13 protein-coding genes are annotated in these 17,582 nt (G+C 38.7%); 5 read left to right on the top strand and 8 right to left on the bottom strand.

Translation table 11 applies throughout. The features are described 5' to 3' along the window. Positions 1-633: 633 nt before the first annotated feature. The 8 genes from ACQY44_RS20590 to ACQY44_RS20555 form a co-directional block, all read right to left on the bottom strand. Positions 634-2,061, bottom strand: a complete 1,428-nt coding sequence (locus ACQY44_RS20590; RefSeq protein ID WP_428232144.1) for a hypothetical protein — start codon at positions 2,059-2,061, stop codon at positions 634-636. A gap of 176 nt (positions 2,062-2,237) precedes the next feature. Then, positions 2,238-3,584 carry a hypothetical protein gene (locus ACQY44_RS20585; RefSeq protein WP_428232143.1) on the bottom strand — a complete coding sequence of 449 codons (1,347 nt, stop codon included), beginning with the start codon at positions 3,582-3,584 and terminating at the stop codon, positions 2,238-2,240. Positions 3,585-4,247: 663 nt separating this feature from the next. Beyond that, entirely contained in the window at positions 4,248-6,221 is a 1,974-nt protein-coding gene (locus tag ACQY44_RS20580; protein ID WP_428232142.1) for a protein-disulfide reductase DsbD family protein, read from the bottom strand. A 249-nt stretch (positions 6,222-6,470) separates the two neighbouring features. Beyond that, positions 6,471-7,277, bottom strand: a complete 807-nt coding sequence (locus ACQY44_RS20575; protein WP_428232141.1) for a hypothetical protein — start codon at positions 7,275-7,277, stop codon at positions 6,471-6,473. 2 nt (positions 7,278-7,279) lie between these two features. Then, entirely contained in the window at positions 7,280-7,807 is a 528-nt protein-coding gene (locus ACQY44_RS20570; RefSeq protein ID WP_428232140.1) for a heavy-metal-associated domain-containing protein, read from the bottom strand. 1 nt (position 7,808) lies between these two features. Then, a complete protein-coding gene (locus ACQY44_RS20565; protein WP_428232139.1) occupies positions 7,809-8,294 on the bottom strand; it encodes a TlpA family protein disulfide reductase in 486 nt (161 codons plus the stop codon). Positions 8,295-8,390: 96 nt separating this feature from the next. Continuing rightward, positions 8,391-8,753 (bottom strand): heavy-metal-associated domain-containing protein, encoded by a 363-nt coding sequence (locus ACQY44_RS20560; protein ID WP_428232138.1) that lies wholly within the window; start codon positions 8,751-8,753, stop codon positions 8,391-8,393. A 159-nt stretch (positions 8,754-8,912) separates the two neighbouring features. Then, a complete protein-coding gene (locus tag ACQY44_RS20555; RefSeq protein ID WP_428232137.1) occupies positions 8,913-9,245 on the bottom strand; it encodes a hypothetical protein in 333 nt (110 codons plus the stop codon). Between the two features lie 277 nt (positions 9,246-9,522). Here ACQY44_RS20555 and ACQY44_RS20550 point away from each other — a divergent pair, with 277 nt between their 5' ends. The 5 genes from ACQY44_RS20550 (at position 9,523) to ACQY44_RS20530 (ending at position 17,574) form a co-directional block, all read left to right on the top strand. Further along, positions 9,523-11,625, top strand: a complete 2,103-nt coding sequence (locus ACQY44_RS20550; protein WP_428232136.1) for a glycoside hydrolase family 97 protein — start codon at positions 9,523-9,525, stop codon at positions 11,623-11,625. 268 nt (positions 11,626-11,893) lie between these two features. Next, positions 11,894-12,862, top strand: coding sequence for a type I phosphomannose isomerase catalytic subunit (locus tag ACQY44_RS20545; protein ID WP_428232135.1), 969 nt, complete (start codon positions 11,894-11,896; stop codon positions 12,860-12,862). A 307-nt stretch (positions 12,863-13,169) separates the two neighbouring features. Further along, positions 13,170-14,180, top strand: a complete 1,011-nt coding sequence (locus tag ACQY44_RS20540) for a LacI family DNA-binding transcriptional regulator (protein ID WP_428232134.1) — start codon at positions 13,170-13,172, stop codon at positions 14,178-14,180. Between the two features lie 189 nt (positions 14,181-14,369). Next, a complete protein-coding gene (locus ACQY44_RS20535) occupies positions 14,370-14,468 on the top strand; it encodes a hypothetical protein (protein WP_428232133.1) in 99 nt (32 codons plus the stop codon). Between the two features lie 16 nt (positions 14,469-14,484). After that, positions 14,485-17,574, top strand: a complete 3,090-nt coding sequence (locus tag ACQY44_RS20530; protein WP_428232132.1) for a SusC/RagA family TonB-linked outer membrane protein — start codon at positions 14,485-14,487, stop codon at positions 17,572-17,574. Positions 17,575-17,582 lie beyond the last annotated feature (8 nt).

The raw sequence follows: 17,582 nt of genomic DNA, 5'->3' as shown, positions 1-17,582 counted from the left end.
CCCAGAGGCGGGCGAGTGTCGTGATTTCTCAGCTCCCTCGAGCGACTCGTCGCTCGACTCGAGGTGGGTTCGTCGTTGCTGTGATTGACACCATTTGTTCTGGGCTCTGATGTGGCCGTATTATCGGTAGAGCCTCGCGTTAGGAAGGAGAGACTGAGCCTGCTGCGGGTCGTTTCAACTTTTTCCGAGTGCGATTGGCTGATGTCAGGGTGTTGAGGGGACTGAGATGTGACGGAATCGGCACGGGTCTTGTCTCCGTTAGAATGGGATGGAGACTTTAAATTTGGTGACGAGGATGTATCAAAGGTCAGTGGTGGCACTGGCTCCGCCGGCGGAAGCCACGAAAGCTTGGATGATGAGATCGTGGTGGGTGGCAAGACGGAGTTGGGTGGTGAGGCTGTGGAGGGTGGTGAAACATAGTAGTGCTGTTGATTTGGCACCAGAACTGCAAGTTCGGAGGCGAAAGTCGAGTAAAATGTGCGCGATAGATCGGCCTGCGTGGCTTGATAGGCAGGTCGGGAGTACAGATTCAGGCACTGTTTGATTTTTAGAGCATGGTCAAATAGCGCCACCTTCAGAGCATTCTCTAGAGGCTGAAGCTCGACTTCCCGCGTGAATTCTTCATCGTCAGTATCAGCCCAGCTCATTGGACGGCAGCAGCTGGCGGTACTGAGCTACACTCGATACCGAGGACGGATCGACAGAATTGCTAATGGCCTCGGTGAGATTCGTGAACGCAGCTTCCTCTCCATTTGTCATACGCTGTTGTAATGCCGCCAATTCCGAGGTCTTACGCAACGTTCTCTCTATTGCCGTCTGCAGAGGCGATAACGGCATGGTATCCACGTCTACAATCTCGCTCCTACGCAGGATCGTGGGGAAAGGCTCTGCCGTGGTGTAGACGGTCTTCTCGATCCACTGGGTCTTGATATCAGAGGAAGGCGAGTGGCGGCGTGACGTGATGGTAAATTGATTTGCTTGTGAGTATAATAAATAGTCTCTCGTGGACTGTGGTACTTTCCATCGCTGGTAGAGCGGATGCTCGAGGTCACGGTATGGACTTACGGCGGAGATCTGCAAGAACTGCCCTTCCACATCCTCGATATCACCAGAAGGTACGACCTGTGCAGATGGATGCTGTTGCTGCATGCGATCCGTGAAAGCAGATATTTTCTCGGCAGTAGCGCCTTCGAAAATGAATTGCTTGTCTCTGAGCCCCACTGGGAAGCCTGGACCGCGATATACAACACGGAAGAATCGCGGTGTTTGTATTTCTCCTTTTGCGATCGACTCATGAATTTTCGCCATGGCGCGTTGCGTCCTTGCAAGTTTGGCAAAGTCGAAATGATAAGTCTCATACTGGCCGGCGAGCTCTTGGTAACAAGCCAATGCACTGTTCCAAGCTTGACCCTCTTCGAAGAATCCGATCATCTGAAAGAACAGCTGCTCTCTTCGCTCAAATGAGGTCTGATCTGGGAACTTGGGATTCACAATAGCTTTGACGCGCCACGTCGAATCCCAAGTGTACAGATCAGCGTGTAGACGCAGCGCCAACCCAGCCGCCGTAGTATTACCAGAGTCTGCCTGAACTTGTGCCAATTGATGGACATAACGAACGAAGATAGCCTCTTTCTGCATGTCCCGTAGGAAGTCCATAAGCCGAAGGGTGTGCATGATACGGAAAGCCTCCGTGTTGTCTGTGCTGTGTACAGCCATTAGAAGATCTAACAACTCATCCACCGTAGCAACCAATGCTTTAAGTGCTTGCCACAAGCCATCGCCCTGTATCAGAGCCAATGGTTCGAAGAGATCCATCAGTTCGTTCACGAAGAGTCTCTGTTGCAGGCTTTCCCCAACGTTCTTTGCTTTGAACATGTGATCAAGAGCGTCGATTATTTCAGCCTCTATTATGGAGAGGTCGTCGCTCAAAGTCCATTCGCTGACAATCATGGCCTGCATGATCTTGACGGCAACGCTCCGCAAACCCTCGTGAACACTCAAGCATAATTCCACGATCGGCGCCACGAGTCCCGGGACGTATTGTACTTGATAGCCGCCCATACGTTCTAATCCATACCGCCTTTGGTCCTCCTGACTGGTCTCCCATCCGATAGCAGCCCAGCTTCGTCGTAGAAGATCTGCCCCTTGTTCTCGAACGTCGCCAGCAATCTTCCAGACCGCCCTACGCTTCTGCTCAGGGAACGTTTCCAGTGCAAGAGCGTCGCTCCTCACGAGTTTTAATAAGGCGACGAGGAAAGCCTTCCATATATCGGTGTTGAATTGGTCTGCATCGTCTGGAGAGGGAGGAAGTTGTTAGAGATGACTTCAAAGATATGCTCAAGCATCCGCAGTAAGGATTTATGGTGATACACATGAAGACTTAGCCATGAGCTTGGGAATGCTTCACCACCAAGGATTGAGACGTTGACGCCGAGTGCAGCTATTAGAACGTCCACGGTACCCGGCTCATCAGCGGCAAGATACTTGTGGAAGGATTGGTTTGAAAGTTGGGAGAGCAGCGCCGCTAGTTCGATGAGTGCTTCGTCGAATATTTGCCCACCGGCAATAGATTTGGTAGGAAATGGATACGTCGCCGGGAACAATATTGACAAATTTTGCTTCGGTGCAGACCCGACGCTCTGGATAGTGCGGTATGACTGGACGGCCTTGACGAAATGTTTAGCCATTTCTGAGCCAAGCACGTTCACTTGGGTCGAGACGATGGAACAACACAACCGCACTTGCTCTCTCCATTGATCTGTTACCTGATCGGTGGAGCCCCAGTATGACTCTAACCATTCTGTAGTACTGGAGGCAAGGAGCTGCCGTATGCTCTTTCGCGTGAAAAGCTTGAGATTCGAGAGATTGAGTATCAGCACCAGCTTGTAAAGAGTAAGTCTGCCCCGAGCCTGGTCGCATGCATCCACGAAGCTGATAGCCATCTGGAGGATCTCATCCTCCATGAAGGATTTACCGAGTTCTGGCAGCCATGTATGCATGTGCTGCACAACCAAGGTTTTGCTGCCTATCAGAATAGGGGATGGATCTTTCATTAGAGCCTCCAGAGCCCTAAATATCTTGTTGATATCGCGATTGAAAGTCGCCTGAGTGCTTGTGCCAATTCCAGCTTCTTTAATCTTCTGCTTCTCTCGAGCGCTCATAATGAACTTGAGAATATGGCGTCCTACTTTGAACGTAGCTCGGAGTTCCCGCGAGCTTTGAGGGTCTGTAGGATTTGACAGCAGTCTGAGATAGCTTCTGATTAAACATGGTGTGGCGAAGGGGTAGTCAAATCCGTTTTCCGCATATTGATCTACAAGCGGTCCTAGATTAAATCGTCGATCATGGACAATCCCTAAGACTGTAACAAGAGCCTTGAGGACGGAATCTCCAAAGTCATCCTGGCCTGTGTGATCGACTAGGATTCCGAACAAGGCGTCAAAGACATCACTTAGCAGTTTCACTACCTCGATTTCAGAAACAAAAACCAAGCGTTGTAGCAGCTCCAGAAGTTGACCTCTAGATTGCTCCCGCCACTTCAGTATTCCAGAAGTACTTTGTCTTGAGAGAATTTCGTGCTGCACAGGTATGTATCCAGCCGTAGTGTTCCGACCGGACCAGTCAAGGTTTCGTCCTTGGAAGTATCATCTTTTCCTCTTGAGCTCCAGGGGAGATTCAAGTAGGCCCCTCTACCGGAATCTGTGCTAGAGGTCATCTTATCGTATAGGTAGAGTAACGGCGAGTGTGATCCGTCTTTCATGAATGCCTGCTGGTCCCAGAGCGGCATCCAGCATAGTGCGAAGGGGAAGCCGGGAGCATCTGCTATACTCATGATAAGATGTGCGCCAGGGACATCTTCACTCGCAATTGCCAACCTGATGGTCTGGTTCCAAGCTTCGCCCCTTTCAGCCACAGTGGTACGCCACGCCGTTTGTCCGCCACTGTTGGAACTTGGGAATATGCAATGCTCTATCCGTTCCCCAGACGCTTTCCGTACTTCTATGGTCAGCTGGAGATTCCGTAAATAAATTCTTAATTCTGGAAATAGATATTCACAATTTGGGTAAGTTTTTTATAAGATGCTGAAAGTTAGAAAAATAGTAAAAGTTAATGTTTTGGCGATTTTCTGATTTTAATTGATTAAGATAAAAAAATAACCATTAAGATATTAAGCTTCATTAAGTATAGGGCTTAACTTTTCTTAATTCCTTAATGGTAAAAAATGAATGTTATAAACAGCCTTTTTATTATTTTTTAAATTGTTGAATTCCGGATTTTAGCCATTGCTCGTATTCTGCAATGTCAGGTGTATATCCCGTTGGTTTGTTTAGGTTTTGTTCATTTGTATCTAATATGATATAATATGGTTGAGCATTTGCTTTATAACGGGTAATCTGAAAGTCACTCCATTTATTACCTATCGATTGTATCTTTTTTCCGGTTTCTTTTGAAATGTATTGTTCTTCAAGAGGTAATTCTCTTTTGTCATCTACATACAAAGAAATCAAAACCACATCATTGTTCAAAATAGATAAAATGCGGGGATCAGACCAAACGTAATCTTCCATTTTTCGGCAATTGACACAGGCAAATCCTGTAAAATCAAGGAGAATAGGTTTGTTTACACTTTTGGCGTAAGCCAAGCCTTTTTCATAATCGGTAAAAGCCGTAATATCATGCGGGCCTTTGTGTGCTCCGTTTGGTAGTACTTTCGCGGATGATGTAGTTTCACGGTTAGATCCGCCCACGCCATACGGAGATTCGCTGTACGTCATTGGAGGAGGGAAGCCGCTAATTAATTTTAGAGGTGCGCCCCATAATCCGGGAATCAGGTAGATGGTAAAAACCAAAACGACTAATCCGGCTGATAAACGCCCAACCGAAATAGAGGAAGAGGGAGAATCGTGCGGCAAAGTTATTTTTCCGAATAAATAAAAAGCTAAAGTTCCAAAAATGGCAATCCAGATGGCTAAAAATATTTCTCTTTCAAACCAATGTAATTGTAGTACTAAATCAGCATTTGATAAGAATTTAAAAGCCAAAGCCAGTTCCAGAAACCCTAAAAATACTTTTACGGTATTCAGCCATCCGCCAGATTTGGGTAAAGTATTTAACCAGCCCGGGAACATTGCAAACAACATAAACGGTAATGCTAAAGCAGATGAAAAGCCCAGCATACCTACAATTGGTGCGATTCCGCCTTTTGAAGCCGCTTCGACTAATAATGTTCCTATAATGGGACCCGTACAAGAAAAAGAAACGATTGCAAGAGCTAACGCCATGAATACAATTCCTAATATGCCTCCTTTGTCCGCTTGACGGTCGACTTTATTTGCCCATGAATTAGGCAGCATGATTTCGAAAGCACCTAGAAAAGATAAGGCAAAAACAACCAACAAAATAAAGAAAATAACATTGAACCAAACATTGGTTGATAATGCATTTAAGGCATCGGCACCAAAAATTAAGGTAATTACAGATCCTAAAAATACATAAATTAAGATGATCGAAATACCGTAAATAATCGCATTTTTAATTCCTTTTGCCTTGGTTTTACTTTGTTTGGTAAAGAAACTTACCGTCATAGGGATCATTGGGAACACGCAAGGCGTAAGCAATGCTGCAAAACCGGATAAAAAAGCAATGAAGAAAATCATGTATAAACTAGAATCTGATTTTTGAGGTTCCGGTTGTTTTTCTACCGTAGTATTGACTTTTGTTTGGATTATTTTTCCGGTTATAATATCAGCGGCCTGAATTTCTTTCGCGTTAAGCGTTTTAAGATTAAATTCAAAGTATTTAGATTCACTAATACAGTTTTCTTTGCAAACCTGATAAGCAAGTTCAACTTGAATGGTTTCTTTTTCAGGATTAATTTGCTTGATTACCTGTGTAAAAATAGCTTTGTCTGAAAAGAAGATTTCGTCTACGCCAAAGATTTTATTAAATTCTCTTTTGGTTTCGCTTTCGGTTGCTTTTCCAACAAGTTCATAATTGTTTTTAAAATCATGAAAAATAAATTCGGCCGGAAGCGGACCATCTTCGGGAGTAAATTGAGAATATACATGCCAGCCTTTTTCGATAGTTCCTTTAAAAGAAAGAACAAATTCTGAGGTTGATTTTTTCTCAATTGAAGCTTCCCATTTTACAGGATTTATAATCTGTGCCTGAACTTTGGCAAAAGCCAAAACCAGGAATAATAAATATAAGATTTTCTTCATTTTGTATGTTTAGTCAGAACGATTTGTTCTGGTGATGATTTGATTTTGTTAAACCTAACGGGTTTTTAAATGACAAGGCCGGGCTAATTTTTTAGTCACCGATTAAAAAAAAAGATTAAAAGGATTTTTGTTTCACGCAGATTAGAGCAGATTTTAATTTAATCTATAAAAAATCTGCTTTGATCAGCTTTGATCTTTTTAAATCTGCGTGAAATAAAATTTAGCAGCCCAAAAAAACTAAAACGTAGTTTATTTCGTCACGTTAAAAAAGGTGTATTCCAGTTTTAAGAAAACACCATCGGTTGCGGCGCGTTCCAGAGAACTGTATAATTCTTTTTTGTAAGCAAGGTCAATTCTCGCCTGACTATTGATGATAAACTGAATCGAAGGTACTACATCCAGATACGATTTTCCGTTTTCGGTTATGGTTTGTCCGGTAAATTCCAGCATGGCATTAATGTTGGTTTGTTTATAGCTTGTGTATTTTTTAGGGTACATTAATTTACCTACCGAGAACGTATAGTTTATAGCATTCTTTCCTAAAGCATCCGGAAAGCTATAATCAGGATTGTTCAGCGCGCGCACATAACTTACAGAAGAACTCAAAGCTACTTTATGGATTAATTGAGTAGCTACTAAACCGGCTTCGTAACCTGAATTTCCGTTGGCCAGGTCTATAGCTTCCTGAGTAAAATAAGAGTTATTATAGCTATATCGTCCAAATGCGGCCATCCTGAAATGACTTTGCAAATCATCTACAGAAAAGAATCTGTATTTGGCATAAAAGCCACCACCTTTAAGACCCAGTTCGTTGTCCTGGTTGCTTAAAAAAGCTGAGGTACGAACCATTAAATTTTTATTGATTCCCCAGGTAACTTCGGGGGTTAAATTATACATAGAGCCACTTTCGTGTTTGTTATCCATAAGCGATTGTCCCACACGAACCCCAATTGAACCTGCCGGAACGTTACTGGCAGGTTCTGTTACTACAAATAATTCTTGTGCATCTATTTGGAATGAAACAAGGAATAAGAAAATTATTGACAGCTGTTTCATTTCTATAATGTTTTGAGGTAATAATCATTCTCATTTTCTGCGGCATAACCCGGATATTTAGCATAAGACTTAGCTAGTTTTTTATATTCTTTTTGGGTTACAAAACCTTTGTCTAATACTCTGTATTTCGTTTCTTCATGCGCTACAGGTTTTTTAATATCGATAAAAGTATAAGTAGCATCATCCATTTTCAGGGTTGTATTATCTTCGATTTTATCGGCATGAAACTTAGCCGTTAGAACCATAGAACCTATGAAGAACCCCGCTTTTTCGACTGCGTTTTTAAGCACTTTTGGTTCGACTGAATTGTCTTTTTTAAAGTAAACGGTAAAAGTGTTGGTGTTCAGGTCAGTGCCAATACTGTCTACCTGAGTTAAGGATTTTAATTGTTTGTTGATCGCATTCGAGCACATAGAACAGGTTAATCCTGTTGCCATTATCTCGGCTTTGGTAATTTGAGAATAGGAGTTTGCACTTGTTATTAGTATTAAAAGTGCAGCGGCTATGAATTTTATAGGTAAGGTTTTCATCTTATTTGTTTTTTTTGATTTGAGCAATTATTTGTGCTTCTGTTGGGTTTATGGCAATCAGTTTTCCTGATGCGTCAAAAAGAAAGGTAGAAGGCAAAGCTTCAACTCCAAAGGTTACAGCCGTTTTGGCATCAAAACCTTTTGGATCTATTAATTGCTGGTGTTTCATTTTATCTTTTTCAATAGCTTTTAACCATTTTGTTTTGTCGTTATCTATTGATATTCCAACGATTTCAAAATTCTGGTTTTTGTATTGGTCATACAATTTTACCAGATTTTTATTTGCCAATCGGCAAGGTCCACACCATGAAGCCCAAAAGTCTACTAAAACCGTTTTTCCTTTAAAAGAATTCAATTTAATAGTAGCGTTCTTGTTGTTCTGAAGTTGAACATCCGGAAAACTGTCTCCTATTTTTATTTGTGCACTTGCTATAGAAACAGTGGCGATAAGAGCGAATAATGTAATGGTATTTTTTATGTTGAACATGATATGTTTTTTAAAATGCTTGTCTGTAGTATTGTCTAATTCTAGTATTTAGTTAATACTACAGACAAGCTTATTTTTTGAATGATTTAATTATGATTATTCTGCTTTTTTAGGGCTTGCGTCTCTGTCGTATTGACAACATCCGTGCAATTCATCATAAACTGCAGTTGGGGCAGTAAATCTTTCGTTATCATATCCGGCATCTGCAACACGTTTTAGTATGGCGTCAGGATTGGTCTTTTTACTATCGTAAGTAATCGTTGCTATTTTGGTGTCCTTGTTCCAGTTTACTTTAGCAACATTATCAACGTTTGCAGCTGTTTCGATCGTCTTTTTGCACATTGCGCAATTGCCATTGATTTTTACAGTTTGAGTAGTTTTATTTTTGATTTGCGCGCTGGCGAAAGTAACTGATAGTAACAAAGTCATTACCATCAATAATTTTTTTATTGAGTTCATTATATATAATTTTTGTGGATGAATTAATCCTAAAACCACAACAGAAACGATAGCAAAAACAGCTGTTTCTATAAATAGATTGGGATTAAAAAATGTTTTGATTTTAAAGCCTTAAAACGACTTTGAATAAGACAGACTTATGGCTGTCAGGAAATAAATCTAGCCTATTTTAGGTGGAAGCCAGATAGAACGGAAATCTGAAGAAATAAAGATTTCTGAATAATAGTAATTTTGTTTTTTGTCAGAAAAACTAAAAAGTGAGTTGTTTTCTGTTTGAAAAATTGCCATTGGCGAAAAACTACAGCTGGAAGTTGGAGAACAAGAATTTCCTAAACAACCTTTGTCGCAGTTATGATTTTTTTCTTTAGAATCTTTTTTGTTGCAACAGTTTTTTGTTGCAGATTCTTTTTTACAACATGACATTGCTGTTTTTGTTCCATGTGCATAAGTTAGCGTTGGCCCCAAAAGGAAACCAAGCGTAACGAGTAGCAATATGTAAAACTTTTTTGTCATAAGGAATGCCAAAGATACTTTTTATTGGCTATCGTAATTGTTAATTATTTTATAAACCTTTTATTCTGATTGCTTTTTAATGCCTCTTTTTTAGGTTGTGTTATTTTGCAAGTTTTTGAATAGTAATGAGATATGTTTTAAAATTTAGTTAGGATTAACTATTTTAAAAGTATAAAATCACATTAATTGCAGAGGTATAACTTTTTTTATTATGTTTGCTAAATCGATTTAGTAATTATTCAAACTTTCCTGATTTATGAAAAATATATTTTTTATTTGCTTTTTTATTATCGTTTCGAACGCAATTGTAAATGCTCAGGAACTAAAATCTCCCGACGGAAATCTGATCTTGACATTTTCACTGAATACAACAGGAACTCCTGTTTATACTTTGAATTATAAGAAAAAAGAAATCATAAAGGAAAGCAAATTAGGCTTTATTATAAAGTCGGATATTATGCTGAACAAAGGTTTTCAGATTGCTGAAACAAAATTTCAATCAGAAAATACCACATGGAAACCTGTTTTAGGGGAGCAAAAAGAAATACAAAATCAATATAATGAATTGAAAGCGGATCTTGTACAAACCAAAAGCAACCGAAAAATTTCTATTTATTTCCGCTTGTTTAATGACGGATTAGGATTTCGATATGAGTTTCCGGTGCAGGATAACCTGCGCCATTTTATTATTCAGGAAGAAACTACCGAGTTTAACCTGACAGGAGATCACAAGTTGTTCTGGATTCCGGGAGATTATGATACCAACGAATATAGCTATACCACATCTAAAATATCTGAGATGCAATCTCTGGTATACAATGCGACACACGTTTCTCTTGCGGCGCAAACGACGACTAAAAATTTGGCAACACAAACGCCTTTGATGATCAAGACCAATGACGGACTTTATATCAATATTCACGAAGCTGCCTTAAAAAATTATCCTGCAATGTGTCTTAATGTTGATGATAAAACGTATTCATTGAGTTCGCACCTCGTTCCGGATGCAGTTGGTAATAAAGGCTATATTCAGACCGGAAGTTTTACGCCCTGGAGAACTATTGTAGTAAGTGATGATGCGAGAAATATCCTGGCTTCAAAAATGATATTAAATCTGAATGAGCCTTGTAATTTTGAGGACACTTCCTGGATTAAACCTGTTAAATATATCGGGGTTTGGTGGGAATATTTTACAGTAGGAGGATCTACCTGGGCATATTCTGATGATCAGGATGTAGTTATTGGCGAAACTGATTTCTCTAAATTAAAACCCAATAATACGCACGGAGCCAATACTAAACATGTAAAAGAATACATCGATTTTGCTGCAGCAAATGGGTTTGATGCTGTTTTGGTCGAAGGATGGAATGAAGGCTGGGAAGACAATACGGCTTTCAAAAAAGAGCGTATTTATAGTTTTACCAAAGCCTATCCTGATTTTGATGTGAAAGATTTAAGTGAGTACGCGAGTAAAAAGAGGGTGAAAATTATCATGCATCATGAAACCACATCTTCAACAGCTGAATATGAGCGACAATTAAACGACGCATTCAACTTTATGGTCGATAATAATTATAATGCGGTAAAAACAGGATATGTGGGACCCATTATCCCAAGAGGAGAACATCATGACGGTCAGCAAATGGTAAATCATTATACCTATGTAGCGAAAGAAGCTGCCAAAAATAAGATTATGGTAGATTCTCATGAAGCTGTTAGGCCAACAGGTTTACACCGCACCTATCCCAACTGGTTTGCTCAGGAATCAGCAAGAGGAACTGAGTTTGAATCGATGGAGGGAATTCATCCGGATCATACCACAATATTGCCTTTTACTCGCCTTATGGGAGGCCCGATGGATTATACACCGGGAATTTTTCAGGGAGATTTATCGGTTTACGGAACTAAAAAGAACAAGCTAAGTACAACATTGGTCAAACAATTGGCCTTATATGTTACGATGTACAGCCCGTTGCAAATGGCGGCTGATTTGCCGGAAAACTATATGCGTTTCAAAGATGCTTTTCAGTTTATAAAAGATGTTGCGCTGGATTGGGATGAAACCTATGTTCTTGAAGCGGAGCCGGGAGATTACATTACAATTGCCAGAAAAACCAAAGGAAAGCAAGAATGGTTTGTAGGTGGTATCACAGATGAAAATCCACGTACAGCTATGATTGATTTTAGTTTTCTTCCGGCAGGAAAATCATACACGGCAACGATTTACGAAGACGGAAAAACAGCAGATTATAAAATCAATCCACAATCGTATAACATTCGAAAAATAACGGTAAACAATAAAACCAAGTTAACGCAAAGACTTGCTGCTAGTGGTGGAGTGGCTATTTCGATAAAGTGAAAAATGTGAAATGTGAAATGGAACACGGATGGACTGATTCGCTAAAGCGAAATACGGATAAAGACGGATTTTTTCCTTCTGGTATTTGGCTAGAAAAAGCTGGTTAATCTGCCAGATCTGCTTGAGAAAAAGTTTATCCACAGATTTCAAGAATTAAAATGATTTGGATTAGACACGTTTATTATTTAAATGAGTCAAATTAATTAGTGGAAATTCGTGTAATTCGTGGAAAAAAATAGAAAGTTGATAATAAATTAAAAACATAAAAATGAGCATAAAAATTTATCCTTTACAATTTGATCCCATCCTTAAAGAAAGAATTTGGGGTGGCAAAAAACTACAGACAGTTCTTAATAAACCTATTGTTTCTGATATTACCGGAGAAAGTTGGGAATTATCTACCGTAGAAGGAGATGTAAGCGTTGTGGCCAATGGGGAATTGAAAGGGAAATCATTGACAGAATTAATTGATCAATCGCCAAATGAAATTTTAGGAACGAAAGTGTATGCCCGTTTTGGAAATCAATTTCCTTTATTGTTTAAATATCTTGATGCACGCGAAGATTTATCGATACAAGTGCATCCAAATGATCAATTAGCAAAAGAACGTCATAATTCTTTTGGTAAAACTGAAATGTGGTATGTGATGCAAGCTGATGCTGATGCCAGAATTATTGTAGGCTTTAAAGAAGATTCAAGCAAAGAAGAATATCTGGAAAATCTAAAGAATAATACTTTGGTTGCTATTCTGGATGATGTAAAGGCAAAAGCCGGGGATGTGTTTTTTCTGGAAACCGGAACAGTTCATGCCATTGGGGCAGGATTGGTTGTGGCGGAGATTCAGCAAACATCAGACATCACCTATCGATTGTATGATTTCGACAGAGTAGATGCTCAGGGAAATAAAAGAGAACTGCATGTTGATCTGGCTTTAGACGCCATCAATTACAATAAAGTAGACACACATAAGAAATACGAAACAGCTCCAAATCAGTCAAACGTAATAGTTGATTGCTCTTATTTCACAACGAATTTTATTCCGCTTGACGGAAAAATTGAAGCTGATAGTAGTGGAGAAACATTTAAAGTTTATATGTGTATTGAAGGTGCTTTCGAAATGAGATATGAAAACGTAGCCTATCAGTATAAAAAAGGAGATACGGTTTTAATTCCTGCTGATATGCGCTCTTATGTGTTAGAAGGTACAGCTGCTGTTTTAGAAGTATATATATCTTAAACCGGAAATGATTTTAGATTTCTTATAAAGATAAAAAGTCGCAAAGAAATAAATTGAAAAATGGACACTTTGCGACTCATCAAAATTGACAATAACAGATTATTCATATTAAAAACGAAAAGACTGAACAGAGAAGTCTAAAAATGATTAATAGCAGAAATACTTGTAAATACTGATGATTATACTTAGAATTAACTCTAAAAAAATGATTAGTTTAAAAAAAATAATTACAAAATCGTTTTAGTAACTGTTTTTATATATATTTGTGATAACATTAATACCAACTTAATAAAAATTAACTCATCAGATGAAAAAGATTACTATTAAGGATATTGCCACAGAGGCGCAAGTGTCTATATCTACTGTATCTTTTGTCATTAACAATAAAGGCGAGAAAATGGGCATCAGCCCGGCGGTAATTAAAAAAGTGCAGGAAGTTGCTGAAAAATTGAATTACCGACCAAGCATGATTGCGACAAGTCTTAGAACAGGAAAGACGAGATCTATCGGATTAATTGTAGAAGATATCTCGAATCAGTTCTTTGCGGATCTAGCCAGAGTGATTGAGGATGAGGCAAAAAGTATTGATTACAGGGTTTTTTATTGCAGTACAGGTGGAGATGATGAACGTTCTGTAGAGTTGATACATAGTCTTTTGCAGGCAAATGTTGATGGTTTTATTATCACGCCAACAGAGAATTTAGAAGAAAGTATCGATCTTCTTTTAAAATTGAAAAAACCAGTGGTATTAATCGACAGGTATTTTCCCGGACAGCGAGTAAGTCATGTGGTGATGGATAATTATGAAGCATCCAATTCGGCTACAAAATTCCTGATCAGTAAAGGGTATAAAAATATTGCTCTTGTTAATAATAAGTCTGAAATGATTCAGATGAAATTAAGAGAAGATGGTTGCCGTGATGCTTTAAAAGAAGCAGGTATTTATGATAAATCGCTGGTGCTTCATATGGATTATTACAGCAATGAAGAAACTCGAATTGCAACAGTAGTAAGCTTTTTTGAAAAAAATCCAAATATTGATGCTGTTTTATTCTTAACGAATTATATGGGATTGGCGGGGCTTCAGGCTTTTAAAGGAATGGGCATCAGAATTCCTGAAGATATTTCAGTAATTAGTTTTGATGATCATGACAGTTTCAAATTACATACGCCGGCAATTACAGTTATTGCACAGCCAATTGAAGATATTGCCATAAAATCGATACAGTTATTAATGAGTCAGATGACTGATATGGGAGAATTTGAAGTAGAAAAAAGTCTTAAAAAAGGAAAATTGATTATTAGGGAATCAGTTTAGTTTTAGACCGTATTATAAATTTAAAAAAGAAAAAAACGATACGTTTTTTTTTAGCTATTTTACTAAATCGTTTTAGTAAGTTTTAGAAGAATTAAACTGATAATCAGTTATTTTTTTGACCTGTTTACGATATCGATTTCTTAAAATATAAAGAAAGTTTACATGACTATTAAACAATAGTATTTAGAGGTGGAGACCTCCGAGTACCATATTAAAATTGAGTTCGAATTTTTTATTAATTATTTAAAAACAATCACGTTAAAACAAAACAAAAATCAAAACAAATAACCAAAAAAAAATGCTTATGAAACGAATATTGGCAGTGTTAGGAATGGTATTGTTGAGCAGCTTAGGAGCTGTGGCACAAAACCGATTAATAACAGGCATAGTGGCTGATGCAGAAAACAAGGGAATTGTTGCTGCATCGATAGAGGTTCAGGGAAAACCGTTTAGCGCAATTACAGACGCAGAGGGCCGATTTAAAATGAATGTTCCCGAAGGAAAGGTTACATTAAACGTATCTTCTATAGGTTTTGGATCAAAACAAGTAGTCCTTCAGGAAAATGAAAACAGAGTTTCGGTGGTATTACTAGAAAATACACAGGAATTAAAGGATGTTGTAGTAACTTCCTTTGGAGTTAAAAAACAAAAGAAAAGTTTAGGGTACGCAGTCGGAGAAATAAAAGGAGACGAGCTGACCAAAAATAAAGAAATCAATTTAGGGAATGCCCTTCAGGGTAAAATTGCAGGGGTTAACGTTTCTGCACCGGTTTCAGGACCGTCCGGTTCCAGCCGTGTGGTAATTCGTGGAGCAACTTCAGCTTCAGGTCTTAACCAGCCTTTGTATGTTGTAGATGGTATCCCAATTGACAATAGCCAACAAGGAAATGCAGGAATGTACGGAGGAGCAGATAAAGGAGATGGTATGTCCTCTTTCAATCCGGATGATATTGCTTCTATGTCAGTCTTAAAAGGTAGTGCTGCTTCTGCTCTTTACGGGTACAGAGGATCAAATGGTGTTATCCTGATTACGACCAAAAAAGGAAAAAGCGGAACAGGAATTGGAGTAGATTTTAGCACAAACTCTACCTTTAATACGCCGGCTAGTCTTTTGCACTGGCAAGATCAATACGGAGCGGGAGCACCTGTAAATGGTGTGGCAACCAGATTTACAAATCTTCAGGAACTTAGAGATTCGTACTATTTTGCATGGGGAGATAAATACGACGGAACTCCTTCTCTTGCATTAGACGGATCTACGAGACCATATCAGGCATACGGAAAAGACAACGTTGAGAATTTTTACAGAACGGGATACTCTTTCAGTAATACTTTAGCCATTTCTGGTGGAAATGAAACCACTAATTTCAGATTGTCTTTCGGAAATACCAAAGATGAGTCTATTATGCCGGGAACAAACTTTGGAAGAAATAACGTGTCTTTGAGCTTAAATTCGGCACCAAATAAAAAAGTGAGTATTGAAACCAATGCACAATACATTACAGAAAAAAGTCATAACAGACCTTATTTGAATGACTCTCCAAGAAATGCTTCTTTCCCAACGACATTTTTGACTCCGGGAACGGATATCAGATGGTTAAGTAACGGATACGATGACAATGGAGGTGAAGCAGATTATTTTGGTGCAAACACCTATCAGACAAACCCTTATTTCGCTACTCAGGAAGATCTGAATGATGATCTTAGAAAACGTTTTATTGGTTCTGCAAAGGTGAATTATAATATCACAGATAAAATCTACGCAAAAGGGGTTATTGGTATCGATGACATCAATTACGAATATACTGAAATTGAACCTACAGGAATCAACTACAATCCTGGAGGATCGTATGAAAACAGGGTAGAAAGCCGTTCAGAATATAATGCATCTGGTTATTTAGGATATAAAGGTGATATCGCAAAAAATCTTTCTTTAGATGCTTTCGTTGGAGCAAACCGTCAACACAACAGATACAGCGGTATTAAAATGAAAGGAAACAATTTTATCGTTCCGTTCAAATATTTCTACGGAAATACACAACCGGACAAAACAGAGAAATTGTTTTCAGAAAGCGAAGTAAACTCTCTTTTTTATTCAGCTGATTTAGGATATAAAGATTTCTTGTATGTAAATTTAACAGGTCGTCAGGATTGGTTTTCTACTTTAAATCCAAACGATAACACTACATTTTATCCATCGGTAAGTACCAGTTTTATTTATTCTGAAGTAATCAAATTACCGGAATGGATGTCTTATGGTAAATTGAGAGCAGGTTGGGGGAACGTAGGAGGAGCTTTGCCGGATGCTTATGCTTTGGCCCTGACTTATACTGCACCGGACGGACAAACAGATTCGCAGGGACAACCAATTTTAGGGGTAAATGGAGAAACAGTTCCAAACAAATACTTAAAACCATATAATGTAAGTACTATAGAATTTGGTTTCGAGAACACATTCTTCAATAACAGAGTAAGTACAGATTTGACTTTCTATCAAAAGAAAACAACCAATGATATTACTGATGCTGATATTTCTCAGGCTTCCGGTTACAGAACTACAAAAATCAACGTGGGAGAAATTGTGAACAAAGGAGTTGAATTTGCTATCAATGTAAAAGCAGTTAAAACACCAAATTTCTCCTGGAATATTGGATACAATTTTGCTTATAACAATAGTGAAGTAATCAGTCTTTCAGATAAAATTACCACCAAATCATTAGAAGGAAACAGAGATGCAAGAGCTTCTGTAGTGTTAGAAAAAGGGCAACCTTTTGGAATCATCAAAGCGTATGATTATTTAAGAGACGCACAGGGTAATATCGTTCTTGATACGAATGGTAAATTCATGAGAGGCAATTTAATTAATGCCGGACAAGGTGTAGCCCCAACATCAATGGGATTCTCAAATGATTTCTCTTATAAAAATTTCACACTTTCAATTTTCGTAGATGCTAAATTTGGAGGAGAAATCTATTCTGCAACAAACCAATTAGGTACCCGTTACGGATTATCAGAACAAACCCTTCCGGGGCGTGAAGGAGGAATTGTGGTATCAGGTAAAGATATTAACGGAAACGCCGTAAACACGACAGTTTCTGCATACGATTACTGGAGAAGTTATAGTGATGTAACATCAAATTTTGTATACGATGCTGATTTTGTGAAACTAAGAGCAATTTCTTTTAGCTATAATTTCCCAAAAACATATCTTTCAAAAACGCCATTTCAATCGATCAGCTTAGCATTTTCTGCTCATAATTTATGGACCATTTATGACAAAGTGCCAAACATTGACCCGGAATCAAATTATTCTAACAGCAATGCGCAAGGTCTTGAAAGAGCCTCTATGCCTTTGACAAGAAATTATGGTGTAACGCTGAATGTCAAATTTTAATAATACAA

The organism is Flavobacterium sp., assembly GCF_965277525.1.
Lineage (GTDB): Bacteria > Bacteroidota > Bacteroidia > Flavobacteriales > Flavobacteriaceae > Flavobacterium.
The sequence above is the reverse complement of the archived record's forward strand: the minus strand, read 5'-3'. Positions and strand labels throughout refer to the sequence as shown.

Bases quoted from the DNA above. Each gene is read 5' to 3' on its own strand.
- ACQY44_RS20590 (WP_428232144.1), bottom strand. From the start codon at position 2,061: ATGGGCGGCTATCAAGTACAATACGTCCCGGGACTCGTGGCGCCGATC.
- ACQY44_RS20580 (WP_428232142.1), bottom strand. From the start codon at position 6,221: ATGAAGAAAATCTTATATTTATTATTCCTGGTTTTGGCTTTTGCCAAA.
- ACQY44_RS20575 (WP_428232141.1), bottom strand. From the start codon at position 7,277: ATGAAACAGCTGTCAATAATTTTCTTATTCCTTGTTTCATTCCAAATA.
- ACQY44_RS20570 (WP_428232140.1), bottom strand. From the start codon at position 7,807: ATGAAAACCTTACCTATAAAATTCATAGCCGCTGCACTTTTAATACTA.
- ACQY44_RS20565 (WP_428232139.1), bottom strand. From the start codon at position 8,294: ATGTTCAACATAAAAAATACCATTACATTATTCGCTCTTATCGCCACT.
- ACQY44_RS20560 (WP_428232138.1), bottom strand. From the start codon at position 8,753: ATGAACTCAATAAAAAAATTATTGATGGTAATGACTTTGTTACTATCA.
- ACQY44_RS20550 (WP_428232136.1), top strand. From the start codon at position 9,523: ATGAAAAATATATTTTTTATTTGCTTTTTTATTATCGTTTCGAACGCA.
- ACQY44_RS20545 (WP_428232135.1), top strand. From the start codon at position 11,894: ATGAGCATAAAAATTTATCCTTTACAATTTGATCCCATCCTTAAAGAA.
- ACQY44_RS20540 (WP_428232134.1), top strand. From the start codon at position 13,170: ATGAAAAAGATTACTATTAAGGATATTGCCACAGAGGCGCAAGTGTCT.
- ACQY44_RS20530 (WP_428232132.1), top strand. From the start codon at position 14,485: ATGAAACGAATATTGGCAGTGTTAGGAATGGTATTGTTGAGCAGCTTA.